Raw genomic sequence first — 24,568 nt, 5'->3', positions numbered from 1 at the left:
CGCGTGTTCCGACGGATGCGTTTTCGGGAGATGGGGGGGCTGCGCCCCCCCACGCGAACGAAGTGAGCGTGGGGGGCGGTTCATTTACGCACCCGTGTGCTTGCCGGCATCGGCGCCGGGGCCGTGCCGCTCGAACCAGCCGCGCACGCGGCGCGCGAGGCTGTCGAAGCCGAGGTAGATCACCGGCGTCGTGAACAGCGTCAGCACCTGCGACACGATCAGGCCGCCCGCGATCGCGATCCCGAGCGGCTGGCGCAGCTCGGAGCCCGCACCCGCGCCGACGATCAGCGGCACCGCGCCGAGCAGCGCGGCGAGCGTCGTCATCAGGATCGGCCGGAAGCGCAGCAGGCACGCCTGGTAGATCGCCTCGCGCGGCGGCTTGCCTTCGACCCGCTCGGCTTCGAGCGCGAAGTCGATCATCATGATCGCGTTCTTCTTCACGATGCCGATCAGCAGCACGATCCCGATGATCCCGATGATGTCGAGGTCGTGCCCGGTGATCATCAGCGCAAGCAGCGCGCCGACGCCGGCCGACGGCAGCGTCGACAGGATCGTGATCGGATGGATGTAGCTCTCGTAGAGCACGCCGAGCACGATGTACATCGTGACGACCGCCGCGAGGATCAGGAACAGCTGGTTCGACAGCGACGCCTGGAACGCGAGCGCGGCGCCCTGGAAGCGCGTCTGGAACGAGCCGGGCAGGCCGATGTCCTGCTCGGCGGCGCCGATCGCCTTCACGGCCTCGCCGAGCGACGCGCCCGGCGCGAGGTTGAACGAGATCGTCGTCGACGGGAACTGCGACAGGTGCGCGACGAGCAGCGGCGACGGCCGCTCGTGGAACGACGCGATCGACGACAGCGGCACCTGGCCGCCGCCCGCGGACGGCAGGTAGATGTCGCTCAGCGATTCGGCGTAATGCTGCTCCTTCGGCTCCGACTCGAGAATCACGCGATACTGGTTCGACTGCGTGAAGATGGTCGACACGATGCGCTGGCCGAACGCGTCGTACAGCGCGTTGTCGACGGTCGCCGGCGTGATGCCGAAGCGCGCGGCGCTCGCGCGGTCGATCTCGATGTAGACCGACTGGCCGTTGCTCTGCAGGTCGGTCGCGACGTCGGCGAGCGACGGCTCCTTCTGCAGCCGCGTGACGAGCTTCGGCACCCAGGTCGCGAACTCGTCCGGGTTCGGGCTCGTCAGCATGAACTGGTACTGCGTCGGGCTCACGGTCGAGTCGATCGTCAGGTCCTGCACCGACTGCATGAACAGCGAGATGCCGGTCACGTTCGCGACACGCTGCTGCAGGTCGCGGATGATCTGCGCGGACGATTCGGAGCGGGCGTCGCGCGCCTTCAGGTTGATCAGCATCCGGCCGCTGTTCAGCGTGATGTTGCTGCCGTCGACGCCGATGAACGACGTGAGGCTCGCGACGTTCGGATCCTTCAGGATCTCGGCCGCGAGCGCCTGCTGGCGTTCGGCCATCGCGCCGTACGAGATCGACTGCGGCGCCTGCGTGATCGCCTGGATCACGCCGGTATCCTGCGCGGGGAAGAAGCCCTTCGGTATGAACACGTAGAGCAGGCCGGTCAGCACGAGCGTCAGCACCGCGACGACGAGCGTCGAGCGCTGGCGGTTCAGCACCCATTCGAGCGCGACCCCGTAGCGTGCGATCACCCAGTCGATCGCGCGGTGCACGCGCGCCTCGAAGCGGTGGCTCTCCGGCGGCGGCGAATGGCGCAGCAGCTTCGCGCACATCATCGGCACGAGCGTGAGCGACACGATCGCCGAGATCACGATCGTCACCGCGAGCGTGATCGCGAACTCGTGGAACAGGCGGCCGACCACGTCGCCCATGAACAGCAGCGGGATCAGCACCGCGATCAGCGACACCGTCAGCGAGATGATCGTGAAGCCGATCTGTCTCGAGCCCTTCAGCGCGGCCTCGAGGCCCGTGTCGCCTTCCTCGACGTAGCGCGCGATGTTCTCGATCATCACGATCGCGTCGTCGACGACGAAGCCGGTCGCGATGGTGAGCGCCATCAGCGACAGGTTGTTCAGCGAGAAGCCGGCCATGTACATCACCGCGAGCGTGCCGATCAGCGACAGCGGCACCGACAGGCTCGGGATGATGGTCGCGTAGACGTTCGCGAGGAACAGGTACATCACCAGCACGACCAGCGCGACCGCGAGCAGCAGCTCGAACTGCACGTCGCGCACGGCGGCGCGGATCATCGTCGTGCGGTCGGTGACGATCTGCACGTCGAGCGCTGCGGGCAGCGTCTCCTGCAGCTTCGGCAGCTGCGCCTTGATCGCGTCGACGGTCGCGATCACGTTCGCGCCCGGCTGGCGCTGCACGTTCAGGATGATCGCGGGCTCCGCATTGACCCACGCGCCCAGCTTGGTGTTCTCGGAGCCGGCGACGATCTTCGCGACGTCGGTCAGCATCACCGGGCGGCCGCTCTTGTAGGCGACGACCGCGTCGTTGTATTGATCGGCGCTGGTGAGCTGGTCGTTCGCGTTGATCGTGTACGCGCGCGTCGGGCCGTCGAAGTTGCCCTTCGGCGTGTTCACGTTCAGGTTCGAGATCGTCGTGCGCAGGTCGTCGAGGTTCATCCCGTACTGCGCGAGCGCGGTCGGGTTCGCCTGGATCCGCACGGCCGGCCGGTTGCCGCCCGACAGGCTGACGAGGCCGACGCCCGCGATCTGCGAGATCTTCATCGCGAGACGCGTGTCGGTCAGGTCCTGCACCTGGGTGAGCGGCAGGGTCTTCGACGTGATCGCGAGGGTCAGCACCGGCGCGTCGGCCGGGTTGACCTTCGCGTAGATCGGCGGGGCAGGGAGGTCGGACGGCAGCAGGTTGCCGGCCGCGTTGATCGCGGCCTGCACTTCCTGTTCGGCGATGTCGAGCGGCAGGTCGAGCGAGAACTGCAGCGTGATCACCGACGCGCCGGCCGAGCTTTGCGACGACATCTGGTTCAGCGACGGCATCTGGCCGAACTGCCGCTCCAGCGGCGCGGTGACCGCCGACGTCATCACCTCCGGGCTCGCGCCCGGATAGAAGGTCTGGACCTGGATCGTCGGGTAGTCGACCTCGGGCAGGGCGGCGAGCGGCAGGAAGCGCAGCGCGACGAGACCGGCCAGCATGATCGCCGCCATCAGGAGGGCGGTGCCGACCGGCCGGAGAATGAAGAGGCGGGAGGGATTCATCGAGCGGCCCGCGCGTTACTGGGCCGCGGGGGCCGCTGCCTGCGACGCGCCGTGCTTGTGTCCGCCGCGGCGGGCGGCCGCGCCCGATGCGCCGGACGCCGCGCCGGCGCCGTGCGCGCCCGACGCGCCTTTCGGCTTGTCGGCCGGGATCGTGATCTTCGCGCCTTCGCGCAGCCGGTCGGAGCCGTCGGTGACCACGCGCTCGCCGAGCGCGACGCCGCTGACGATGCTCGTGCGCTCGCCGTCGACCGGGCCGATCGTGACCTTGCGCACCGTCACCGTGTTGTCGGGCTTCACGATGTACACGAACTGGCCGATCGAGCCCGTCAGCACGGCGGCCGTCGGCACGATCGTCGCATCGCGCATCACGTCGACCAGCAGCCGCGCGTTCACGAACTGATTCGGGAACAGCAGCCCTTCCTTGTTATCGAAGGTCGCGCGCAGCTTGACCGTGCCGGTGCTGGTGTCGATCTGGTTGTCGAGCGTGGCGAGCGAACCCGTCTCGAGCGGCACCGTGTTGTTGCGGTTGTACGCGGTGACCGACAGTTTCCGGCCCGCGTTCACCTGCTTGACGATCTGCGGCAGGTTGTCTTCCGAAGTCGTGAAGATCACGCTCATCGGCTGCAGCTGCGTGATCACGACGATCCCGTTCGTGTCGCCCGGCGTCACGTAGTTGCCGGGGTCGACCTGGCGCAGGCCGACGCGGCCCGACACCGGCGCCGTGATGCGCGCGTACGCGAGGTTCAGCTTCGCGGAATCGATCGCCGCCTGGTCGGTCTTCACCGTTCCTTCATATTGCTTGACGAGCGATGCCTGGGTGTCGACCGTCTGCGACGCGATCGAATCCTGCGACAGCAGCGTCTGGTAGCGCTTCAGGTCGAGGCGGGCCGTCGCGAGCAGTGCCGAGTCGCGCGCGTGCGTGCCTTCGGCGTTCTCGAGCGCGACCTGGTACGGGCGCGGGTCGATCTGCGCGAGCAGGTCGCCCTTCCTGACGATCTGGCCTTCCTGGAACGCGACCGACTGCAGGTAGCCCGACAACTGCGTCTTGACCGTCACGCTCGCGAGCGGCGTCACGGTGCCGAGCGCGGACAGCACGATCGGCATCTCGCCCTGCGTCGCGGTCGCGACCGATACCGGTTGCGGAACGTTCGCCATCGCGGCGGGGCCGCCGCGGCCGCGATGGCCGCCGCCTGCGCTCGCGCCGGAGGCCGCGCTGGCCGCCGCCTGCGCGTCGGCCTGCGTGCGGTTCCACGGGTGCCACCACAGCAGGCCGCCGATGACGACGACCGCGAGCGTCCCGATCACCAGCGTGCGGCGCGGTCGGCGCGCGGCGGGGGAGGCGGGATCCTTCGAAGGGGGCGTGGGCTTTTGTTGATTGTCCATCGGGTTCTGTCAGGAAGACGGCTCGGCAGGCCGGGAAACGGGCTCGAAACCGGGCTGGAAAACGGGCCTGGGCGGCGCAGGGGCATGCGGTGCCGGAAGGCCGGCTCGGTCCGGGCCCTTCCGGTCTGCGCGGAAAAAGAAAAGAGCGGTGCGCGCCGCGAATGCGGCGCGACGATGGGCATGATCCTACGTCCCGTCCCCGTTACAGTCCAGTCGTCTATCTTTCAACGGGTTACGGTCGTTACAGAACGCGACGGGGCGATGACGGATCGATTACACGGCGCTGCGCCGGGCCGGCGCGCCGCCGATCTCGCGGGTGATTTTCGCGATGCACTCGTGCAGCGCGGGCACCACGTGTTCCTGCAGCCATTCGGGCGGGCACTGACTCGATGCGCCGCCGCAGTTCACCGAATAGCGCTGGCCCGACGGGCCGACGAACCCGGCCGCGACCGCATTCAGCCCTTCGCGCCATTCGCCGATGGCGATCGCGTGGCCGGCGCGCATCGCGTCCTCGAGGCCGGGGGTCAGGCGCGCCGATACGTGCGGCCAGTCGTCGCCGGCCGTCGCGCGCAGCGCGTCGAGCAGCGTGCGGCGCTCGTCGTCCTCCAGCGCCGCAAGATACGCGCGGCCGACCGCGGTGCGCGCGATGTCCATCCGCGAGCCGATCTCGAGGCGCGTGACGAGCACGGCCGAGCGCGGCCGGATCACGTCGATCGCGACCATGTCGAGCCGGTCGCGCACCGCGAGGTGCACCGACAGCGACGTGCGCTCGGCGAGTTCGATCATGAACGGCCGCGAGCGCGCGCGGATGTCGAAGTTGCGCAGGAAGCCGTGGCTCAGCTCCAGCACCGACGCGGTCAGCACGAAGCGCTCGCTGTCGGGCAGCTGGAACAGGAAGCCGGCGCTGACGAGCGTCGCCGTGATGCGCGACACGGTCGGCTTCGGGATGCCCGTCAATTCGGTCAGCTCGCGGTTGCTGACCGGGGCGTCGGCGGCCGCGATGCGGCGCAGCACGGCGAGGCCGCGCGCGAGCGCGGTGATCTCGTCCGGCGACGATTCGCGGTCTCGGGGCGCGGGAGGCGTTACAGATGTCGACACGAGGGATTCTCTCTATTTCCGAAACTCGATTTCATTTTGTTGGTATTGTAGGATGATTGTCAAAAGATGCATGTTCCATGGGTGAATCGTTCATTCGATGCGATTTTACGGGTTCACCCTTGGTTTATTAGGAAAGTGCTCAAACGAGCATTGCCGGAAAGTGAACAAACCGGTGCAAATACCGCTTGACTTGTCGGGCGGAAACGGAAAGAATGTCTCACGTTTTCGAAACATCGTTTCAGGAGTTTAACCGGCAACGGTGTTTCGCGCAGTCTCTCAGGTTCTAGCACGGCCCTCGGAATGGCTAGAACTTTTTTAGCGCCACGGTCTCCGTGGCGCTTTTTTTTGCCCGTCGTTTTCCTGTCGCAGGCCGGCAAGCCCGCCACCAGGGCCCGAACGCCGCGGTTGCGCCACAGCGAAGTCTACCGCGTCGCCAGCCATCCTCCCCCGAATCGCCGCGTCGTTCGGCGCCGGACCCTCGTTTCCGTCATTTCGATTTTCGGCTGGCCGCGCCGCCGGCATGCCCGCGCGGTGTGCGCCGATCGTGCGGCAAATGATGCTCCCCGTTCGCCGGGGACCCCCTATGCAAAAGTAGGAGGGTGACCCATCCCGACCTTGCGCGCGCGTCCGCAGAATGCCGGTACGGGCCGTGAAAGCTTCGCGGCCCGCGTCTGCAGCAGAGCATGACGTCCAGCGCGTGTCGCTGGCGGACCCCTTGGATGGAGGTCATATGTTCAGTACCCGCGCGTGTTGCAGCAGTGTGGCGGCACTGTTGCTCCTGATGTGCGCCGTTCCCTCGTTTGCCCAAACGTTTCGCGTTCAATGTCCGTTCACCACGCCGTCCCATCCGACGGCGCTGCCGGCCGGCGGTGCGGAACCCGCCTACACCGGACCGTCCTTCACCGGGCTGAACTCCACGCCGACCGGTATCGTCAACGGCGCCATCAAGTGTCAGCAGATCTCGGGCGGTGACGGGTACGCCACCATGGCCGACGGCACGCAGACGTACCTGTTTGCCTTCGGCCCGTTGTCCGGCATTGCCGACATCCAGGCCGGCCGCGCCGGTACGGAATTCGCATCGGTGTTCAACACGGTCGGCGATCCGAGAACCGACCCGACCTACAACGGCGCGGTCGGCCTCGTGCCCGACCCGGAATCGTCGCCGCCGGGCCAGTTGACCGGCCATGTGGATCCGCGCCCGATCATGGACATCGGCGTGATGAACGGCAACATGCCGGCGCCCGAGATGGCGATCGACGAGGACGACGAGTTCTTCCTGACGCTCACGAACGTCGGCATGATCATGCGCCCCGACCTGTTCGAGCAGCACACGGTGCACTTCCACGGTTATCCGAATGCGTCGTCGTTCTATGACGGCGTGCCGGATGCGTCGGTGGCGATCAACATCGGCGCCAGCTTCACCTATTACTATCTCGCGCCCGATGCCGGCACCTACTTCTGGCACTGCCACATCACGCCGCCGGAGCACCTCCAGATGGGGATGGTCGGCCAGATCTTCGTGCGGCCGCGCCAGAACCGGGTGCCGTCCGGCCATTCGCTGTACGCCGCGCTGGTGGCGCAGCAAGGCGATCTTCGTACGCGGTGCGGCAACGACATTCTGTGCTCGACGCCGCTGCCGCCTTCGAATGGCGTGCTGCACGTCAACGACAAGAGCGGCAAGCCGACGCTCTACGCGTACAACGACGGCGACGGTTCGACTGCATACGACGTCGAGTATCCGGTGCAGATCCACGGCTTCGATCCGAACTTCCATTTCGTGGGGATGACGTTCAACCCGGAACCGTTCACCGACATGAAGGACAAGTACTTCATGCTGAACGGGCGCAGCTATCCGGACACGGTGACCCAGGGGCCGATGCAGACCCCGGTGGCCGACGGCACGGCCCATGTTTCCCAGCCGCTGCCGACCATCATCAATATCCCGGCCGGCGGCCGCGCGCTGCTCAGGATTTCCGATCTCGACGTCACCGAATTCCAGACGCTCGCGTCGCTGGGCGTGAGGATGCACGTGATCGGCGTCAACGCCCGGTTGCTGCGCGACATGGCCGGCAACGACATGACCTACTACACGAACTCGATCACGCTCGGCGGCGGCGAATCCATCGACGTGATTCTCGATGCGAGCGACACGACGAAGTACGCGCCGGGGTCGGTCTACTACCTCTACACGCCGAATCTCGATCACCTGTCGAACGACGCCGAGAACTTCGGGGGGCTGATGACGGAGGTCCGCATCTGCCCGGCCGCGCTCAACCCGGCTACGAAGTCCTGCATCTAGGAGAAATATCGTGGGCCACTTCACTCATGACATCCGGACCGCTATGTGCACGGGTGCCGGACGGCTCGTACGGCTCGCCGTGGCAATGCTTGCCGCATTGCTCTGCGGGCCGGTTCTGGCCGCCGCGCCGGGCATCACCGGCACGCATTTCGACCTGAGCGCGGAAGCGAGCCGCATCAGCCAGCCGGACGGCACGAGCGTCTATTCGTGGGGTTACGGCTGCCGCACGGCGCCGGCGGGATTCTCGCCGGCGGGCATCACGGGGGCGAACTGCCCGAGCATGCAGATTCCCGGGCCGACGCTGATCGTGCGGCAGGGCGACGTGATCACGGTGACGCTCACGAACAACCTGCCCGCGGCCGCGGGCAACACGTCGATCCTGTTTCAGGGATTCCAGGTGTGCGCGGCGGCGCTCAATCCCGACGGCTCGTGTCCGGCCGCGCTCACCGGCGTGCCCGGGCTGCTCACGCGCGAGGCGTCGCACGGCAACACGGTCACCTACAGTTTCGTCGCGGCGACGCCCGGCACGCATGCCTACTACAGCGGCACACGGGGCGACCTGCAGATCGAGATGGGCCTCTATGGCGCGATCATCGTATTGCCGACCTCGGCGCCGGGCGTGCTGGCCGTGCCGGCCGGATGCCGCGCAGTCGCCGCGACGCTGCCCGACGGCCAGCCGGACTACCGCAACGCGGCGGCGGCATACAACCATGTTTCGGCGTGCTACGACCGTGAGTATCTTTTTCAGTTCTCCGAAATGGATCCGCGCATCCATACGCAGGCCGAGCAGGAGGCCGCGAAGACGTGCACGCTGCCGACGGGCTGCATGACCGTCGAGACCGAGCCTTATCATCCCGCGTACTTCATGATCAACGGCCGCTCGATGCCGGACGACATGGATCCGAACTATGCGATGCAGTATCCGCATCAGCCCTACAACGGCAATCCGCACATGCACCCCGGCGAGCTGGTGCTGTTGCGGATCATCGGCACGGGCCGCTGGCAGCATCCGTTCCACGAGCACGGCAACCACGTCCGCGTGCTCGCGCGTGACGGCAACCTGCTGCTTGCCAAGACGGACGCGACCAAGGTCGCGGGCCCGCTGCTGTTCACCACGACCACGACGCCGGGCGAAACCCTGGACGGCATCTTCTACTGGACCGGCAAGGGGCTCAACTGGGACGTCTACGGGCACAAGCCCGGCGACGGCAGCGTCTGCATTCCCGATGCGAACGGCTACTACACCGCGGACCCGACGGCGCCGAACTACTACGAATGGTGCGCGGACCACAACAAGGCGCTCGAAGCGCATCCGTTCGGCAACGTCGGCAGCGGCGGACCGGTCACGCTGCCCGACTCGCACATCCTGACGAACGGTGCGTGGTATGGCGGCAGTCCCTATCTCGGACCGGATGCGACGATTCGCGCGACCTCGCCGACCGGCACGACGCCGCCGAGCGGCACGATCGCGAATCCGCCGGGAAGCGAAGCGGGCTTTGCATTCATGTGGCATTCGCACAATGAACGCGAGATCACCACGAACAACATCTTCCCGGGCGGAATGATGATGATGATGCTCGTCGATCCACAAGTCTTCGTGATCAACGAAGGCAACTAGAGGCGGGGAGAACGGAAATGCGATTCATCCAGTTCAAGGCGACGTTTCTCCGCCTGGCCAAGGCGAGCCTCGCCGCGTCGATGCTGCTGGCAGCGAGCGAGGCATCGCTCGCCCAGACCGTGAACCTGACGGCGAAGGCCGTGACTGCCACGATGCCCGACGGCGAGATCGTGCCGATGTGGGGCTACACGTGCTCGGCCGCCGCCGTGGCGCCGGCAACCTGTGCGGCGGCCAATCCCGGCGCCGGATCGGGCTGGTCGCCGGTGGTGATCACCGTGCCGTCCGGCGCGTCGCTGACGATCAACCTCACGAACAGTCTGCCGGCCTCCGTGCCGACGTCGCTCGTGATCGTCGGCCAGCTGGGCGGCGGTCTCGGCAAGACGGCGACGTCGACCCCGAGCCCCGTGCATCCGACCCAGACCTCGACGACCTGGCCGATCGCCGGCACCGGCAGCGGTGCGACGTTTACGCCGCCCGCGCAAGGGCCGCGGGTTCAGTCGTTCTCGACCGAAGTGGCGCACGGCGCGACGACGGCGTTGACGTGGAACAACCTGCGCCCCGGCACCTACCTGATCGAATCGGGCTCCCATCCGTCGATCCAGGGGCCGATGGGCCTTTACGGCGTGCTGGTGGTGCGCACGCCGCCGGCGTCCGCAACGTCGCGACCGGTCGCATATCCGGGCGTGCCATACGATGCCGACATCCCGCTCGTGCTGAGCGAAATCGATCCGGTGCAGAACGCCGCGGTCGCCGCGGCCGTGGCGACGACCGGCTTCAGCGAAACCAAGGTATGGTCCGGCCTTTCCGGTGGCTGCGGGGATTCGCACTCCTCATCGTTCGGTACCTGCTATCCGCCGGCCGTGAACTACGATCCGCGTTATTACCTGATCAACGGCGTCGCTTTCGATCGTACGCATCCTGACCGCTCGTCGTTCCCCGCAAGGGCTTCCGTGTCGACCGGCCAGGTGCTCCTGCGCTTCGTCAACGCGGGCCTGCGGATGCACGTGCCGTCGGTGGTCGGCGCGCAAACCGGCACCCCGCAGGTCTCCGGCTTCACGCTCGTCGCCGAGGACGGCAATCCGCTGCCCGGCAATCCGCGCGTGCAGTCGTCCGTGTTCCTGGCGGCCGGCAAGACTTACGACGTGATGATGACCGCGCCGGGCCTGAATGCGCCCGCGCTGCCGGTGTTCGACCGGCAACTGAGCCTGTCCACCAACAACCAGCGCGACGGCGGCATGCAGGCATATCTCAGCATCAACAACGGCGCGCTTCCGTCGGCAGGCGGAGGCGGCCAGAACGTCGTCGCCAATCCCGACAAGTACTTCCTCGTGGCGGGCAACACGCTGACCGTGGCGGACCCCGGGAAAGGGGTGATCGCCAATGACGTCGGCGTCTATGGCGTGCAGCTCGTGACCAAGCCGGCCAACGGCACGGTGACGCTGAACCCGGACGGCACGTTCAGCTACGTGCCCAATGCCGGTGCGACGTCGGACAGCTTCGTGTATCAGGCGAACGGTAATCCCGCGGTCACCGCGATGGTGACGCTGGCCGCGTGCACGCAAGCCGCCGGCTGCCTGTCCGGGCCGCCGGTCGCTCACGACGACAGCTACACGAGCAACATCGCGTCGCGGCTGCAGATCGGCGCGCCGGGCGTGCTCGTCAACGACACGGACCCGAGCGGGCTGCCGCTCACCGCGGCAGTGGTGCCGGGCAGCGTCAGCGGCGGCACCGTCACGCTGAATGCGGACGGTTCGTTCTCCGTGACGCCGAGCGCGCCGCCCGTCGGCGCCGCGACCGCGGGCGTGACCTTCAAGTATACGGCGGTCAACTCGCAGAACACGGCGAGCGCCCCGGCGAACGTTGCCGTCACGTTCAAGGGCGGCAGCGGGCTCGCCGTGAAGGTGCTGGACGGGCCGAGCACGGCACCGGGCAAGACGCCCGTGCAGCTCACCGACTACCGCTGGATCATCGAGGAAGACCGCACGTTCCAGATCGACCCGGCCTGCCAGGTGAACACGACACCGCGCCCCGCGAACTGTCCGCCGCTGCCGGTGCCGAGTCTCGGCACCAGCTTCCATACGAGCTACATGCCGGTGGTCGCGGCGGGTTGCGTCGGCACGGTTGCGTGCGAGTCGGGGCAGACGGTGTTCGATCCCGCCACCAACACGCACGTGCCCGCGGTGTGCGACATCGGCGACGGCGCATGCCGCACGAGTGCCGCGCAGCAGGTGCCGGTCGATCCGAGCCAGGTGTCGCTCGATCCAACCAAGCACTACTACATCTCGATCCTGCCGGGCGATGCCGGTAACAGTTTCTCGAATGGCGGGGGCGCCCCGAAACCCGTCGATCCGAACAACCCCACCGGCGCGATGCGGCAGTTCGACATTTCAAAGGATTGCCCGTCGGGCCCCGGCGGCGCGGATTTCGCGCCGGGCACGGGCACCTGCGGTCATACGATGGGCGGCGCGCCGATCGCACCGGCCCAGAAGAACGTCAACGTGCTCGTGCAGGAGACGCCGTTGCAGACCGCGAAGATCTCGGTATTCGTGTTCGAGGACGACGCGCCCGTCAACGGCGAAGTGGACGTGAGCGGCGGCAACGATGCCTTCGGCAGCGCGCATGAGCCGGGTCTCGGCGGGTTCGAGATCAAGCTGTTCGACGATGCCGGCGGCACCGGCGACGCCACCGGGCAGATGACCTACGACATGTTCAACATGCCGCTGTCGAACTCGCTGCAGGGCACCCGCGATCCCGCCACGGGCCTGAACGCCTGCCCGATTTCGACGACGTCGACCGACGGCCTCGTCGGCATGATCCCGACCTGCCCGAAGTACGAGTCCGACGGCAAGACGCTGTCGCCGCTGGTCGGCCAGGCGGTCATCGCGAACCTGATGCCGGGACGCTATGGCGTCGTCGCGACGCCGGGCGCCGACCGGACCGGCCGCGGCGAGGAATGGCTGCAGACCAACACGCTGGACGGACAGAAGGCGCACGACGCGTTCATCAAGGTCGGCGGCCCGTCGTACTTCCAGGAGTTCGGGCCCGCGGGCTTCCACGTGTCGATCGGCTTCGCGAATCCGAAGATCATCAACGACCGGCTGCCGGTGGTATGCGCCGGCGCGATCTGCAACAACTCGGTCGCCGGCCGGATCACGAATCTGCACTACAGCCGTCCGCCGAACGAGAACCTGTACGGCTCGGGCTCGCGCGATTCGCTCGGCTTCACGCAGTGCTACGTGAGCGTCGGCGATACCGACGGCGAGGACATCGCCTTTACCAAGTGCAATCCCGACGGCACGTTCAAGATCAGCGGCCTGCCCGACGGCACGTTCCGCATCACGGTCTTCGATCAGTGGAACGACCAGATCGTCGACGGGCTGGCGACGGCGACGCAATTGAAGGGCGGACAGTCCAAGGACCTCGGCGATATCCCCGTGCTGCAGTGGCACACGAATCTGTACACGCGGACCTTCTTCGACCAGAACGGCGACGGCGTGTCGCAGGACAGCGAGCCCGGGCTCACGCTCGTGCCGACCAACATCCGTTTCCGCGACGGGAGCTATTCGAATTTCAACAACACGGACCTGAACGGCTTCGCCGGATTCAACGAAGTGTTCCCGCTGTTCAACTGGTACGTGGCCGAAGCCGACACGACGCGCTACAAACAGACGGGCGTGCACGTGGTGTATGACGCGGGCGGCCCGGTCGACGGCACGCCTGGCGGCGGCAACTCGAACATCGCGGCGAATTTCGCCAACACGATCGAATCCTCGACCGCGCATCTGCCGACGAACCTGCGCGTGCCGGGCGCCAAGTATTGCAACGACGCGGATTGCACCGACCAGTCCGGCACGAACCCGTCGACCGCGCGGATCGACCCGCCGTGGGTGACGACCGAAGGCTGGCAGGGCTTCTCCGGCCAGAATTCGTTCATCGAGTTCGGCAAGAAGCCGTACGGGCCGACCGAGAACGGCGGCATCAAGGGCGAGGTGATCTACGCGTCGACGCGGCCGTTCGACGACCCGGCGCTGCTGATTCACACGAGCTGGACGCCGAACATTCCGAACGTGACGGTCAACCTGTACCGGGAGGATACGGCGACGGACGGTACGACGACGCTCGCGCTCGTCGACACGACGAAGACGAGCAGCTGGGACGACTGGGCGCAGGGCTTCCGCTCCGACGGCATTCCGAACATGAACTGCCCGGGGCAGGAGGCGAGCGACCCGTTCTTCTATACGTTGAAGAACAGCCCTCAGTGGCTCGACCCGACGCATCGCGCGTTGCCTGCGAATTCGCAGTTCAAGTGCTATGACGGCATGCATGCGTTCAACCAGGTGCAGCCGGCGCCCTACGACGGGATGTACCAGTTCCCGAGCGTGACGTCGCGCGATCCGTCGACGGGCCTGCCGACGGGCACGAACTGCACGATCTGCGTGGCGAATCCGTCGGGCGACGGAACCAAGATGCTGCCGACCGGGAAATACGTCGTCGAGGTGGTGGTGCCGCCGGGCTACGAGCTCGTGAAGGAGGAGGACAAGAACATCCTGATCGGCGACAACTACATCGCCCCGGTGACGCAGCAGTTCGGCGGCCTCGGCAACATCTTCATCCTGCCCGACCAGGCGGCGATGAATTCGACCTTCAACCCGAACAATGCGCAGAACCCGACGTCCGATCTCGGTTCGACACCGCGGCACGAAGGCGACACGGGCAGTGTCGAGACCTTCTGGCCGTGCGTCGGCGCGCTGCGCATCGTGCCGGACTACATCAGCCTGTTCCCGGGCTCGAAGGAGGTCGCGCCGTTCGCGGGTGCCTCGCGGCACCTGTGCGACCGCAAGGAAGTCACGCTCACGAACGAGATGTCGGTGCTCGCGAAGTTCTGGCTGTTCAGCTCGACGCATGTCGCCGCGCACTACACCGGCTTCATGCTCGACGACTTCTCGTCCGAGTTCGATCCGTACTCGCCGCAGTTCGGCGAGAAGTTCGCGGTGCCGAACGTGCCGATCTCGATGAAGGACTTCGCCGGCAATGAAGTGGCGCGTACGTATTCGGATTCGTGGGGCATCTTCAACGGGCTGAACTATTCGACGTGGCAGGTCAACCCGCCGAACCCGACCGGCTACGCGCCGACGATGATGGTCGCGTGCATGAACGATCCGGACATGCCCGACCCGGCGCATCCGGGGAAGACGATCCGCGATCCGATGTTCAACCCGGCATACAGCCAGTTCTGCTACGAGATCCCGTTCATGCCCGGACAGACCCAGTACATGGACACGCCGGTGGTGCCGGTGCAGGCGTTTGCGTCCGGCTACAACCCGCCTGACTGTGCGTACCCGGACGGCACGCCCGCGATCGCCAGCGTGACCGGCGACTCGAGCGGCGGAGGGGCGGGCCCGTGGGTCAGCACGGTCGGTCACCAGCTGACGATCAAGGCGCTCGGCGACCAGGTCGTGCCGAACAACGCGTACAACGGGCCAGCCGCGACCGCCGCGCCGTTCAACCAGAAATTCGTCAAGCGCCACTATGGCTTCGGTGCGACGCAAGGGAAGGTCACGATCGGCGGCCACGTAGCTTCAGTGCAGTCGTGGACCGACTCGGAGATCCATGTCGTCGTCACGCCGCTGATCGGCTCGAGTTGCACCGTCGACCAGCGCGGCGTGCTGACGCCGGCGTCGTGCGGCGAACTGGTCGTCACGACCGCCAGCGGCAAGAACACGATCGATACGGTCACCGTGACGGTGGGCGGCAAGGCGCCGACTTACGTGAACGGCGAGAACGCGACCAACGACGCGATCCAGACCGCGATCGACAACGCGACCCCGGGCGACCTGATCATCGTCGGTCCGGGCACCTACAACGAAATGGTCGTGATGTGGAAGCCGGTGCGGCTGCAGGGCGTCGGCGCCCCGTCGGTCGTGATCAACGCGAACACGCATCCGTCGGGCAAGATGGACGCGTGGCGCAGGAAGGTCGACTGCCTGTTCGGTGTCGCAATGAACGGCGCGATGATCTCGGCATCGAACCCGTTCGATCCGACCGGCACGTACACGTGCCCGACGGCGATGCAGCGCAAGGTGGACCCGATCCCGTTCGAGCCGACCGTGGGGTGGGACTCGAACCTGAACGGCAACCTTGGCGAAATGCTGCTCGAGCCGACGCTGATGGGCGCGTACGAAGGCGCGGGCATCACGGTGCTCGGCAAGGGCGTGCGGGACGTGCTGGTGGGCGGCGTGCCGCAACCCGACCCGAACTGCACCGCGAACGGCATTTGCGTGCCGCTCACGGGCCCGACGCGGTTCCAGCCGAACCCGCCGGATTGCCGGAATAACCCGAGCAACTTCCTGTGCAATCCGTCGCGCATCGACGGCATCACGGTCACGAACAGCTCGCAAGGCGGCGGCGGGATTTTCCTGCACGGCTGGAACCATCTGATGGAGGTGTCGAACAACCGGGTGTTCGCGAACGCGGGCACGCTTTCCGGCGGCATCTCGGTCGGCCAGGTCGAGGTCCCGGACGGCACGATCGCGGCCGACGGCATCACGCAGCTTCCGTTCGGCTTCAACAAGGCCGTGAACGTGCATCACAACTCGGTGACGTCGAACGCGGCGTACGGCGACGAAATCAATTCGAGCACGCCGTCGTCGGCCGGAGGCGTGGTGTTCTGCTCGGGCGCCGACAACTATCACTTCAACTACAACTGGGTGTGCGGCAACATGAGCAGCGGCGACGGCGGAGGCGTCGCGCACTTCGGCTTCAGCTATGCCGGCGACATCTCGCACAACTGGGTGCTGTTCAACCAGAGCAACAACCCGACACTGCCCACCTACGGCGGCGGCATCATCGCCCAGGGCGTACCGCCGGATGGCACCTTCTGCGAAAACTCGACGGTCGACGTGGACTGCGCACCGCAACTGTCCGACGGTATCGGGCCGCGGCTCGTGATCGACGGCAACCTGATCATGGGTAACACGGCGGAGAGCGGCAAGGGCGGCGGGTTGCGGCTGCAGCAGGTGAACGGCACGGACGTGGAGCGCAGCCCCGACAATGCGGCGAATTGGTACACGGTTCGCGTCATCAACAACATCATTGCGAACAACGTGGCGGGCTGGGGCGGCGGCGGCGTGTCGCTGCAGGACGCGGTGCGCGTGAGCTTCGTCAACAACACCGTGATGTCGAACGACGCGACGGCGTCCGCCGGCGTGCTGTTCAACACGGATGCGGCCACCCAGGCGAACGTCGGGCCGCCGAACTGCACCACGGTCGGCGCGCAAACGACGTGCAATCCGATCACGACGTCGACGTACCAGCCGGCCGGACTCGAGACCGCGCGGCATACGGCGAACTTCATCGCCGCGTTCACCGCGCCCGGCGTCGCGTGTCCGGCGGGTCTGCCGAACTGCACGACGTTCTCGAACCCGATCCTGACCAACAACGTGTTCTGGCAGAACCGTACGTTCTTCATCACGGTGTCCGGAGTGAATCCGAACATACCCGGGCTGCAGAACACGGTTGCGCTGAACCCGACGTTGAACCAGGCCGGGCATGCGACGGGCTATTGCGATCCGAACGCGGTTTATTGGGACATCGGTGCGTATGGCGACACGGGCCCGGGCAACCATCAGTCGGGTCTCAAGCTGAGCCCGCAGTACTCGATCCTGACCGATGCGGGCGACTACCCGGGCGCGAACAACAGCGGGGCCAACCCGTCGGTCGTGAGCCAGTACTGCAATGGCGCGCGCGTGCCGCCGGAAGGAGGCGGAAACGGCTTCGCGGTGCCGCCCGGCATCTCGGACACGGTGCTTCCGAACCCGCTGTTCAGCCTGCTGCCATCGGCGGTGCCGGACGAGGGCAATCAGTGGATCAACATGTCGTACGGCCCGCTGTCGCTGTTCAACATGTCGATCGCGTCAGGTAGCGCCGGGTATGGCGTGCTGCTCGGCAACTACTCGCCGCGCGCAGGTTCGCCCGCGATCAACGCGGGAACGCAGGCGGGTGCGCCGAATCATGATTTCTTCGGCACGACGCGTCCGCAACAGGGGAAGTACGACATCGGTGCGGTCGAGTTCCTGCCGTCCGGCATCGTGGGCGGTCTGCCGATCGATCCGCTGGCGCTCGGCACGGTGCTGACCGACGTGGTGGGCGGCCTGCCGATCCCTCCGCTCGCGGTGCCGAACGTGCCGGCCGGCGCCGTGGGCGGCCTGCCGATCGCTCCGCTGGCGGCGCCGACCGCGCCGGCCGGTGTCGTGGGCGGCTTGCCAAACAATCCGCTTGGGTTCGGCGCGGCGCTGAATCGACCTTGAAGGGGAGGGGGCCATGATCCGTTCACGTTTGCCGTGCAGGCGAGCGGCGCTTTACGCCGTCGCCGCCTGCCTCGCCGCCGCAGCCGTCGCAGAGCCGGCCGCGGCGCAGCAGGGCGCGCCCGCTACGCCCGGCGCCGGTGCGAAGCATTCGCCATACCGGCCGGACCTTCCGCGGCGCGCGAGAACCTACTACATGATGACGAGGGGGATCGACAACCTGAAGGTGCACCGCATCACATCGGACAACCTGATTCGTTTCAGCTACCGCGTGACCGATCCGGCCGCGGCGAAGCGGCTAGCCGACAGGAGCGCGACACCGTATCTGTACGGGCAGACGAGTCACGCGCTGCTCGAGGTGCCGGTGATGGACAAGATTGGCCAGTTGCGGCAAAGCGGCCGGCTCGAAGCCGGCCGGGAATACTGGATGGTGTTTTCGAACAAGGGCAACGTCGTCAAGGTCGGCGAACGCGTGAACGTGATCATCGGATCGTTGCATATCGACGGGCTGCTGGTCGAATGACGATGCGGCCGCGATGCGCGGCACGGGAACAGGAGAAGACTCATGACCCGGTTTCTTTCGGTAGCAATGGGGGCGGTCTCATTGGCGGGTTTGCTTGCGCTGGCGCCCGACTCGATCGCGGCCTCGGCGGCAGGCACCGCCCAGGCCAAGGCAGCATCGGCGGGGCAAGCGAGCGCCGCGCAGATCGTCGAGCGCAACGTGGCGGCGCGCGGCGGGCTGCAAGCGTGGCGCACGGTCAACACGCTGACGATGTCGGGGCTGATGGAGGCCGGCGGCAAGAAGAACACCGCGCTGCCGTTCGTGATGACGATGAAGCGTCCGCACAAGAGTCGCTTCGAAGTCCGCTTCAACGGGCAGACGGCGTTCCAGGTCTATGACGGTGCGCAGGGCTGGAAAGTCCGGCCGTTCCTCGGCCGTGACGAAGTCGAGCCCTATACGCCGGCCGAGGCGAAGTCGGCGGCGCAGTCCGCGGAACTGGACGGGCCGCTCGTCGATTACGCGAGCAAGGGCAGCACGGTTCAGTTGATCGGCTCGGAAACGGTGGAAGGGCATCGCGCCTACGTGTTGAAAGTGACGACGAAAGAGCGCGCGGAGCGTCGCGTGTGGATCGATGCGGCCACGTTCCTCGAGCTGAAGATCGACGGCGAGCCGCGCGTGCTCGACGGCAGGACGCACGGCGTCTCCGTGTTCTTCCGCGACTTCCGCAAGGAGGGGGGAATCGTCGTGCCGCACACGCTCGAGACGGCCGTTGCCGGCGTGAAGGGCACGCACAAGTTGACGATCGATCACGTGGCGGTGAATCAGCCGGTGGACGATGCGTCGTTCGGCAAGCCGCAGCTCGGGGCGGCCAGGGTGTCGAGCCGCTAGCCGGACGATTGGGCGAGGACCGAGGCCATGAAGCGAATCGAATCGTGGGTGCTCGCCGCCTGCATGGCGGCAGCCTTGTGCGCGTGCAAGCAGGTACCGGGGCAGGGTCTCACCGCGGACCAGATCGTCGAGAAGAATGTCGCCGCGCGGGGCGGGCTCGACGCATGGCGCAAGGTCCGGACGATGGTCTGGTTCGGCCATGTCGACAGCGCGAACGCCCCCGTGCGGGACATGCCGTTCGTCCTCGCGATGAAGCGGCCAAACAAGACGCGCTTCGAGCTGACGGTATTGAACGAGAAGAGTGTGCGCGTCTTCGACGGCCGGGAAGGCTGGAAGCTGGGCGCGAGTCCGCGGCCGTATTCGGGCGACGAGATCAGGTCGGCGCGTGACGAGCAGGTGATCGACGGGCCGCTGATCGATCACGACGCGAAGGGCGTCGGCGTGGCGCTGGAAGGGGTCGACCAGATCGGCGGCCACGATGCATACCGCCTCGCGGTGACGCTGCCTTCCGGCGCGGTTCGCCATGTGTGGATCGATGGCCGCACGTTCCTGGACGTGAAGATCGACCGTCAGTTGCGCGGCCCGCGCGGCCTGGTCACCGTCGAAGTGAGCTACAGCGATTTCAAGGGCGTCGACGGCCTGCAGATCCCGTTCAGGATCGAAAGCCGTACGGCGGCTTCCCCGAACAGGGACACGCTGGTCATCGACAAGGTGTCGCTGAATCCGCCGCTCGACGATGCGATCTTCACGCGGCCCGCGTCGCCGGGCGGACGCCGTTCGGTCGCGATCGATGCGAGCGTGTCGCCGGCGCCGCCGCGTGCCGGCCTGCCGACGGCACGGCCATGAACGGCATCCGGCGGCGGCTGCGCGTCCTCGTGGCGGCGCGTCCGCTTGCCGTGAGCCGCCGGCTGGCGCGCTGGATGTTGCTGGCCGCGCTGTGCGCGCCCGCCGGTTACGCGCGCTGCGACGAGGTGGCGCCCGCCGAGCCCGTCGCGCCGGTCGCGCCCGTGCCCGTGCCCGTCGCGCGGGCGGACGCGGGCGAGGCGATCTACCAGCGCGGCATCCTCGGTTCGGGCGCGCCGCTCGAAGCCGTGCATCCGGACGGCGTGCGCCTGCGCGGCGCGGCGGCCGCCTGCATCAATTGCCACCGGCGCAGCGGCCTCGGTTCGAAGGAAGGCAACAACACGGTCCCGCCGATCACGTGGCGCTATCTGGCGCATCCGCGCGCGCAAACCGACGAGGATCTCGACATCCCGTACGTTGCCGGCATGCGCACCGATCGCGAACCGTACACGGAGGAACGGCTCGCGCGGGCCGTGCGCGACGGGACCGCCCCGGATGGCCAGCCGCTCGGCAGGCTGATGCCGCAGTACGCGCTCGGCGATGCCGACATGGCTGCGCTGACGGCCTATCTGAAGCGCCTCGATCGCCGCCGGCCGTCGGGCGTGACCGACACGGTGCTGCATTTCGCGACGATCGTCACGTCCGATGCGGACCCGGTGAAGCGGGCGGGCATGCTCGACGTCCTGCAGCACTACTTCGCGGACAAGAACGCGTTTCCGATCGGCGCGACGCCGCCGCTGCGCTCGACGCGAAAAATGATGTTCATGGTCAATCGGCGCTGGGAGCTGCACGTCTGGTCGCTCACCGGCCCGCCCGACACGTGGCATGAGCAGCTCAGGCAGTATTTCGCGCGACAGCCGGTCCTGGCCGTCGTGTCGGGGCTCGGCGGCAGGAACTGGGCGCCCGTTCACGACTTCTGCGAACAGCAGGCCGTGCCGTGCCTGTTTCCGAACGTCGAGGTGCCCGTCGAGACCGATCACGATTTCTATTCCGTGTACTTCTCGCGCGGCGTGCTGCTCGAGTCGGACCTGATCGCGAAGCGCATCCTGGACGAAGCCGGTGCACGGCCGGTGAAGACGGTCAGGCAGGTCTATCGCGCGGGCGACAACGGCGAGCGGGGCGCACAGGCGCTGGCCGCCGCGCTGAAGGCGCACGGCATCGCGGTGTCGAACCGTGCGCTTGCGCCTCACGAGGATGTCGCACATGCGTTGCACGGGATGCCGCGCGACGATGCACTCGTGCTGTGGCTGCGGCCACCCGACCTCGCGGCGCTCGAGCATGTGCCGCCCGCGTCGGACACGGTGTTCATGTCGGGGCTGCTCGGCGGGCTCGACAGCACGCCGCTGCCGACGCGCTGGCGCGGCGTGACGCGCGTCGCCTATCCGTTCGACTTGCCCGAAGGGCGGCGCGTGCGCGTCGACTACGCGTTCGGCTGGTTCACGATCCGGCACATCCCGATGGTCGCGCCGCAGGTGCAGGCCGACACGTATCTCGCATGCGGCCTGCTCGCCGAGACGCTGAAGCATCTGGTCGATGCGTTCGTGGGCGAGTATCTCGTCGAGCGCATCGAGGACATGCTCGAACGTCGCATCCTGACCGGCTACTACCCGCGCCTGACGCTCGCGCCCGGGCAGCGCTTCGCGTCGAAGGGCGGCTATATCGCGCGGTTCGCCGGGCCGGATCGCGCGAAGCTTGCCGCCGACGGAGGCTGGATCGTTCCCTGAGCGGCCGCGCGCGTCGAGATGGAGTAGGAATCAGACCGCGAATGGAGGAAATCTCCCCATGCCGGGTCTCGCGGACGCTTCGCACAATGAAGGCATCGCGCGACGTTCCGGCGCAGCGCGGGCCACACGGCGTGAGGAGGGAAACCGCCATGACAACGTTTCTTGTCGGGCATGACACGCGTCATCGCCGGGCGCATCGCGGCTGGATGATCGTGATCGTGGCGCTCGCGTTGCTGCACGCGTCCGTCGGGCAGGCGCTGCCGATCTTCGCGCGCCAGACCGGGCAAAGTTGCGTCGCGTGTCACGCCGGCGGCCAGTTTCCCGAACTGACGCCGTACGGGCGCATGTTCAAGCTGAACGGTTATACGTTGGGCGAGCGCACGATTCCGCTCGCGGCGATGGCCGTCGCCGACATGAGCAAGACGCGAGCCAACAGCGACGCCAGCGGCAATCCGGTCACGCCGAAGAACGGCCTGCCGATCTTCGACTTCGCGAGCGTGTTCCTCGCCGGGAAGATCACCGACCATCTCGGCGGGTTCGCACAGTTCACCTATGCGAACTACGATCATCAGGATGCCAACGGAAAATGGAAAGGCTGGTGGGCATCGGACAACACCGACTTTCGCTTCGTCGACCGGATCATGTCTCCGGCCAACGATCTGATCCTCGGCCTGACGCTCCACAACAACCCGACCGTGCAGGATGTATTCAATACCGCGCCGGCCTGGAGCTATCCGTACATCGGCTCGGCGATCAGCCCGGTGGCCGGCGTTCCGGTCACGCCGATCATCGAGGGCGGTCTCGCGATGCAGGTCGTCGGCATGGGCGGGTACCTGTACTGGAACAAGACGGTCTATGCGGAGCTGACCGCCTACAGCACCGCCGACGGCATCTGGTCGTTCCTGAGCAAGGGTAACCACGCGGGCAACCCGGACCACCCGCAGGTCTATCTGCGCGGCTACAACCCGTATGCGCGCATCGCGCTGACGCGCGAATGGGGGCCGCACAGCCTGATGGTCGGCGCGTTCGGGCTGAGCGTCAACGTCTATCCGAACGACCCGAACAGTTTCCCGATCTTCGGCACGGGCGTGACGCGCTATCGCGACTACGGTTTCGACACGCAGTACCAGTACCTGCTGGAGCCGCACACGATCACCGCGCAGGCGCGCTACGTGCGCGAGAACATTCACGATCCGAACAACTTCGTCGTGAGCGACAACACGGCGGCGAACCTGAATTCGTTGCGGCTCAAGGCGTCGTACATCTACCAGTCGAAGTACGGCGTCAGCCTGTCGTTCTTCAATACGACGGGGACTGCGGACAGCGCCGCCTATGCGGCGAGCGCGAACTTCCATCCGAATACGCAGGGGTGGACGCCGGAAATATTCTGGATACCTGATCAGCACGTGCGAATCGGTATCCAGTACACGCACTTCACCAAGTTCCTCGGCGCGACGACCAACTACGACGGCAACGGACGCAATGCAAGGGACAACGACACGCTGTTCATCTATCTATGGCTGGCTTCATTCTGACACCCGGCGGGGCGACGGACATTGCGGCAGGGAGAGCGCTGACATGAACAAGGTGACCCATTTCGCTTGGCTTGCGCTGGTGCTGGCGGCATCGGGTTGTCACGACCTGGAGCGGTCGCGGGAAGTCGACAATCCGGCCGTGTCGGGCAAGACCATTGCATTGCAGGTGTGCTCGAACTGCCATGGCGCGACCGGCGTGTCGGTATCGCCGATGTTTCCGAAGCTCGCCGGGCAACGCAAGGAATACCTCGTCGACCAGTTGACCGACTTCAAGCATCACGCGCGCGCCGATCCGAATGCGAAGCGCTACATGTGGGGCTTCACGCATCTGACCGATGCGCAGATCGACCAGCTCGCGGATTATTTCTCGAGCCAGCCGGCGGTGCTCGGCGAGGTCGGCGATCGGCTGCTGCTCGACGCGGGGAAGGCGATCTTCGTATCGGGACTGCCGGACAAGGGCGTGTCGGCCTGTGTCGGCTGTCATGGCCAGCATGGCGAGGGCATGACCGGGTTTCCCCGGCTCGCCGGCCAGCACGCGGACTACGTGCTGAAGCAGCTGAGGGTTTTCCGGGAAACCGACACGCGCCCACGCGGTGCGGTGATGAAGGGGGTGTGCGCGAACATGACCGAGCAGGAAATGCGCGCGGTCGCGGCCTATGTCGAGGCCTTTCCGCCGGAAGCCGACGCTCCGGCGAGCCCGGCGAGCCCGTCGGTCGAGCAATGAGCCGCCGGCGCCGAACCGGCGTCACATGCGGCAGGTGCCGCGGGGCGGGCAGACGAGCGGCGCCGGCGGCGATCGTTTAGGTGTCTCGTCTCCCCCGGGGCGGGGCGCCTCTTTTTATTTGCATCCGATGGTTCCATCCTGGTGACGCTCATGAAAGCCATTCAATCGTCACGCGGCGGCATGATGTCCGTTGCCGCGTCACTGTATCGGCTGCCTCGACGACTTCGCGCGCCGGCCGCGGTTCGCGCGTGCGGGCCGGGCGACGACCGTCCGTTCCTCGCACGCCGGTCGGTCATCGACTGGCTGTTCGCCCTGGCACTCGTGGCGGGCGCAGGCCATGCGTTCGTGCATTACAACGAACACATGAATGACTACGACAAGGCGGTGATGATCGGCACCGTGCCGGCGCTCGTCGTGCTCGGCTGGCGCTGGAAGCCCGCGCGGCTG

General features: G+C 66.8%; 12 protein-coding genes and 1 pseudogene. 10 read left to right on the top strand and 3 right to left on the bottom strand.

The window, feature by feature from the left end; genetic code table 11:
- Positions 1 to 84: 84 nt before the first annotated feature.
- The 3 genes from DIE17_RS22245 to DIE17_RS22235 all read right to left on the bottom strand — a co-directional run bounded on the left by DIE17_RS22245 (position 85) and on the right by DIE17_RS22235 (position 5,685).
- Positions 85 to 3,204, bottom strand: a complete 3,120-nt coding sequence (locus DIE17_RS22245; RefSeq protein ID WP_044848932.1) for an MdtB/MuxB family multidrug efflux RND transporter permease subunit — start codon at positions 3,202 to 3,204, stop codon at positions 85 to 87.
- 15 nt (positions 3,205 to 3,219) lie between these two features.
- Entirely contained in the window at positions 3,220 to 4,587 is a 1,368-nt protein-coding gene (locus DIE17_RS22240) for an MdtA/MuxA family multidrug efflux RND transporter periplasmic adaptor subunit (protein ID WP_124487388.1), read from the bottom strand.
- A 273-nt stretch (positions 4,588 to 4,860) separates the two neighbouring features.
- Complete coding sequence (locus tag DIE17_RS22235) at positions 4,861 to 5,685, bottom strand: IclR family transcriptional regulator (RefSeq protein WP_124487387.1); 825 nt, start codon at positions 5,683 to 5,685, stop codon at positions 4,861 to 4,863.
- A 730-nt stretch (positions 5,686 to 6,415) separates the two neighbouring features.
- Here DIE17_RS22235 and DIE17_RS22230 point away from each other — a divergent pair.
- From DIE17_RS22230 to DIE17_RS22185, 10 genes and pseudogenes are all read left to right on the top strand, one after another.
- Positions 6,416 to 7,984 carry a multicopper oxidase domain-containing protein gene (locus DIE17_RS22230; protein WP_124487386.1) on the top strand — a complete coding sequence of 523 codons (1,569 nt, stop codon included), beginning with the start codon at positions 6,416 to 6,418 and terminating at the stop codon, positions 7,982 to 7,984.
- An 85-nt stretch (positions 7,985 to 8,069) separates the two neighbouring features.
- Positions 8,070 to 9,602: a multicopper oxidase family protein gene (locus DIE17_RS22225; protein WP_260426259.1), complete on the top strand. Its 1,533-nt coding sequence runs from the start codon at positions 8,070 to 8,072 to the stop codon at positions 9,600 to 9,602.
- A gap of 17 nt (positions 9,603 to 9,619) precedes the next feature.
- The gene (locus DIE17_RS22220; protein WP_185500386.1) at positions 9,620 to 17,908 is read left to right on the top strand and encodes an Ig-like domain-containing protein; all 8,289 of its coding nucleotides are present in this window, start codon (positions 9,620 to 9,622) and stop codon (positions 17,906 to 17,908) included.
- A gap of 193 nt (positions 17,909 to 18,101) precedes the next feature.
- Entirely contained in the window at positions 18,102 to 18,428 is a 327-nt protein-coding gene (locus DIE17_RS38435; RefSeq protein WP_409333457.1) for a hypothetical protein, read from the top strand.
- 42 nt (positions 18,429 to 18,470) lie between these two features.
- Entirely contained in the window at positions 18,471 to 19,295 is an 825-nt protein-coding gene (locus tag DIE17_RS22210) for an outer membrane lipoprotein-sorting protein (RefSeq protein ID WP_409333456.1), read from the top strand.
- 27 nt (positions 19,296 to 19,322) lie between these two features.
- Positions 19,323 to 20,141 (top strand): hypothetical protein, encoded by an 819-nt coding sequence (locus DIE17_RS22205; RefSeq protein WP_124487384.1) that lies wholly within the window; start codon positions 19,323 to 19,325, stop codon positions 20,139 to 20,141.
- Complete coding sequence (locus tag DIE17_RS22200; RefSeq protein ID WP_185500385.1) at positions 20,138 to 21,862, top strand: c-type cytochrome; 1,725 nt, start codon at positions 20,138 to 20,140, stop codon at positions 21,860 to 21,862. The genes DIE17_RS22205 and DIE17_RS22200 overlap by 4 nt, the downstream gene beginning before the upstream one ends.
- A gap of 149 nt (positions 21,863 to 22,011) precedes the next feature.
- Positions 22,012 to 23,397, top strand: coding sequence for a cytochrome C (locus DIE17_RS22195; RefSeq protein WP_185500384.1), 1,386 nt, complete (start codon positions 22,012 to 22,014; stop codon positions 23,395 to 23,397).
- Positions 23,398 to 23,440: 43 nt separating this feature from the next.
- Positions 23,441 to 24,121, top strand: coding sequence for a cytochrome c (locus DIE17_RS22190; RefSeq protein WP_124487383.1), 681 nt, complete (start codon positions 23,441 to 23,443; stop codon positions 24,119 to 24,121).
- A 183-nt stretch (positions 24,122 to 24,304) separates the two neighbouring features.
- A pseudogene (locus DIE17_RS22185) lies at positions 24,305 to 24,568 on the top strand (c-type cytochrome biogenesis protein CcsB); the annotation flags it as partial.

Origin of the sequence: Burkholderia sp. Bp9099 (genome assembly GCF_003857805.1) — a bacterium.
Lineage (GTDB): Bacteria > Pseudomonadota > Gammaproteobacteria > Burkholderiales > Burkholderiaceae > Burkholderia.
This window is presented reverse-complemented; position numbering and strand designations above follow the sequence as displayed.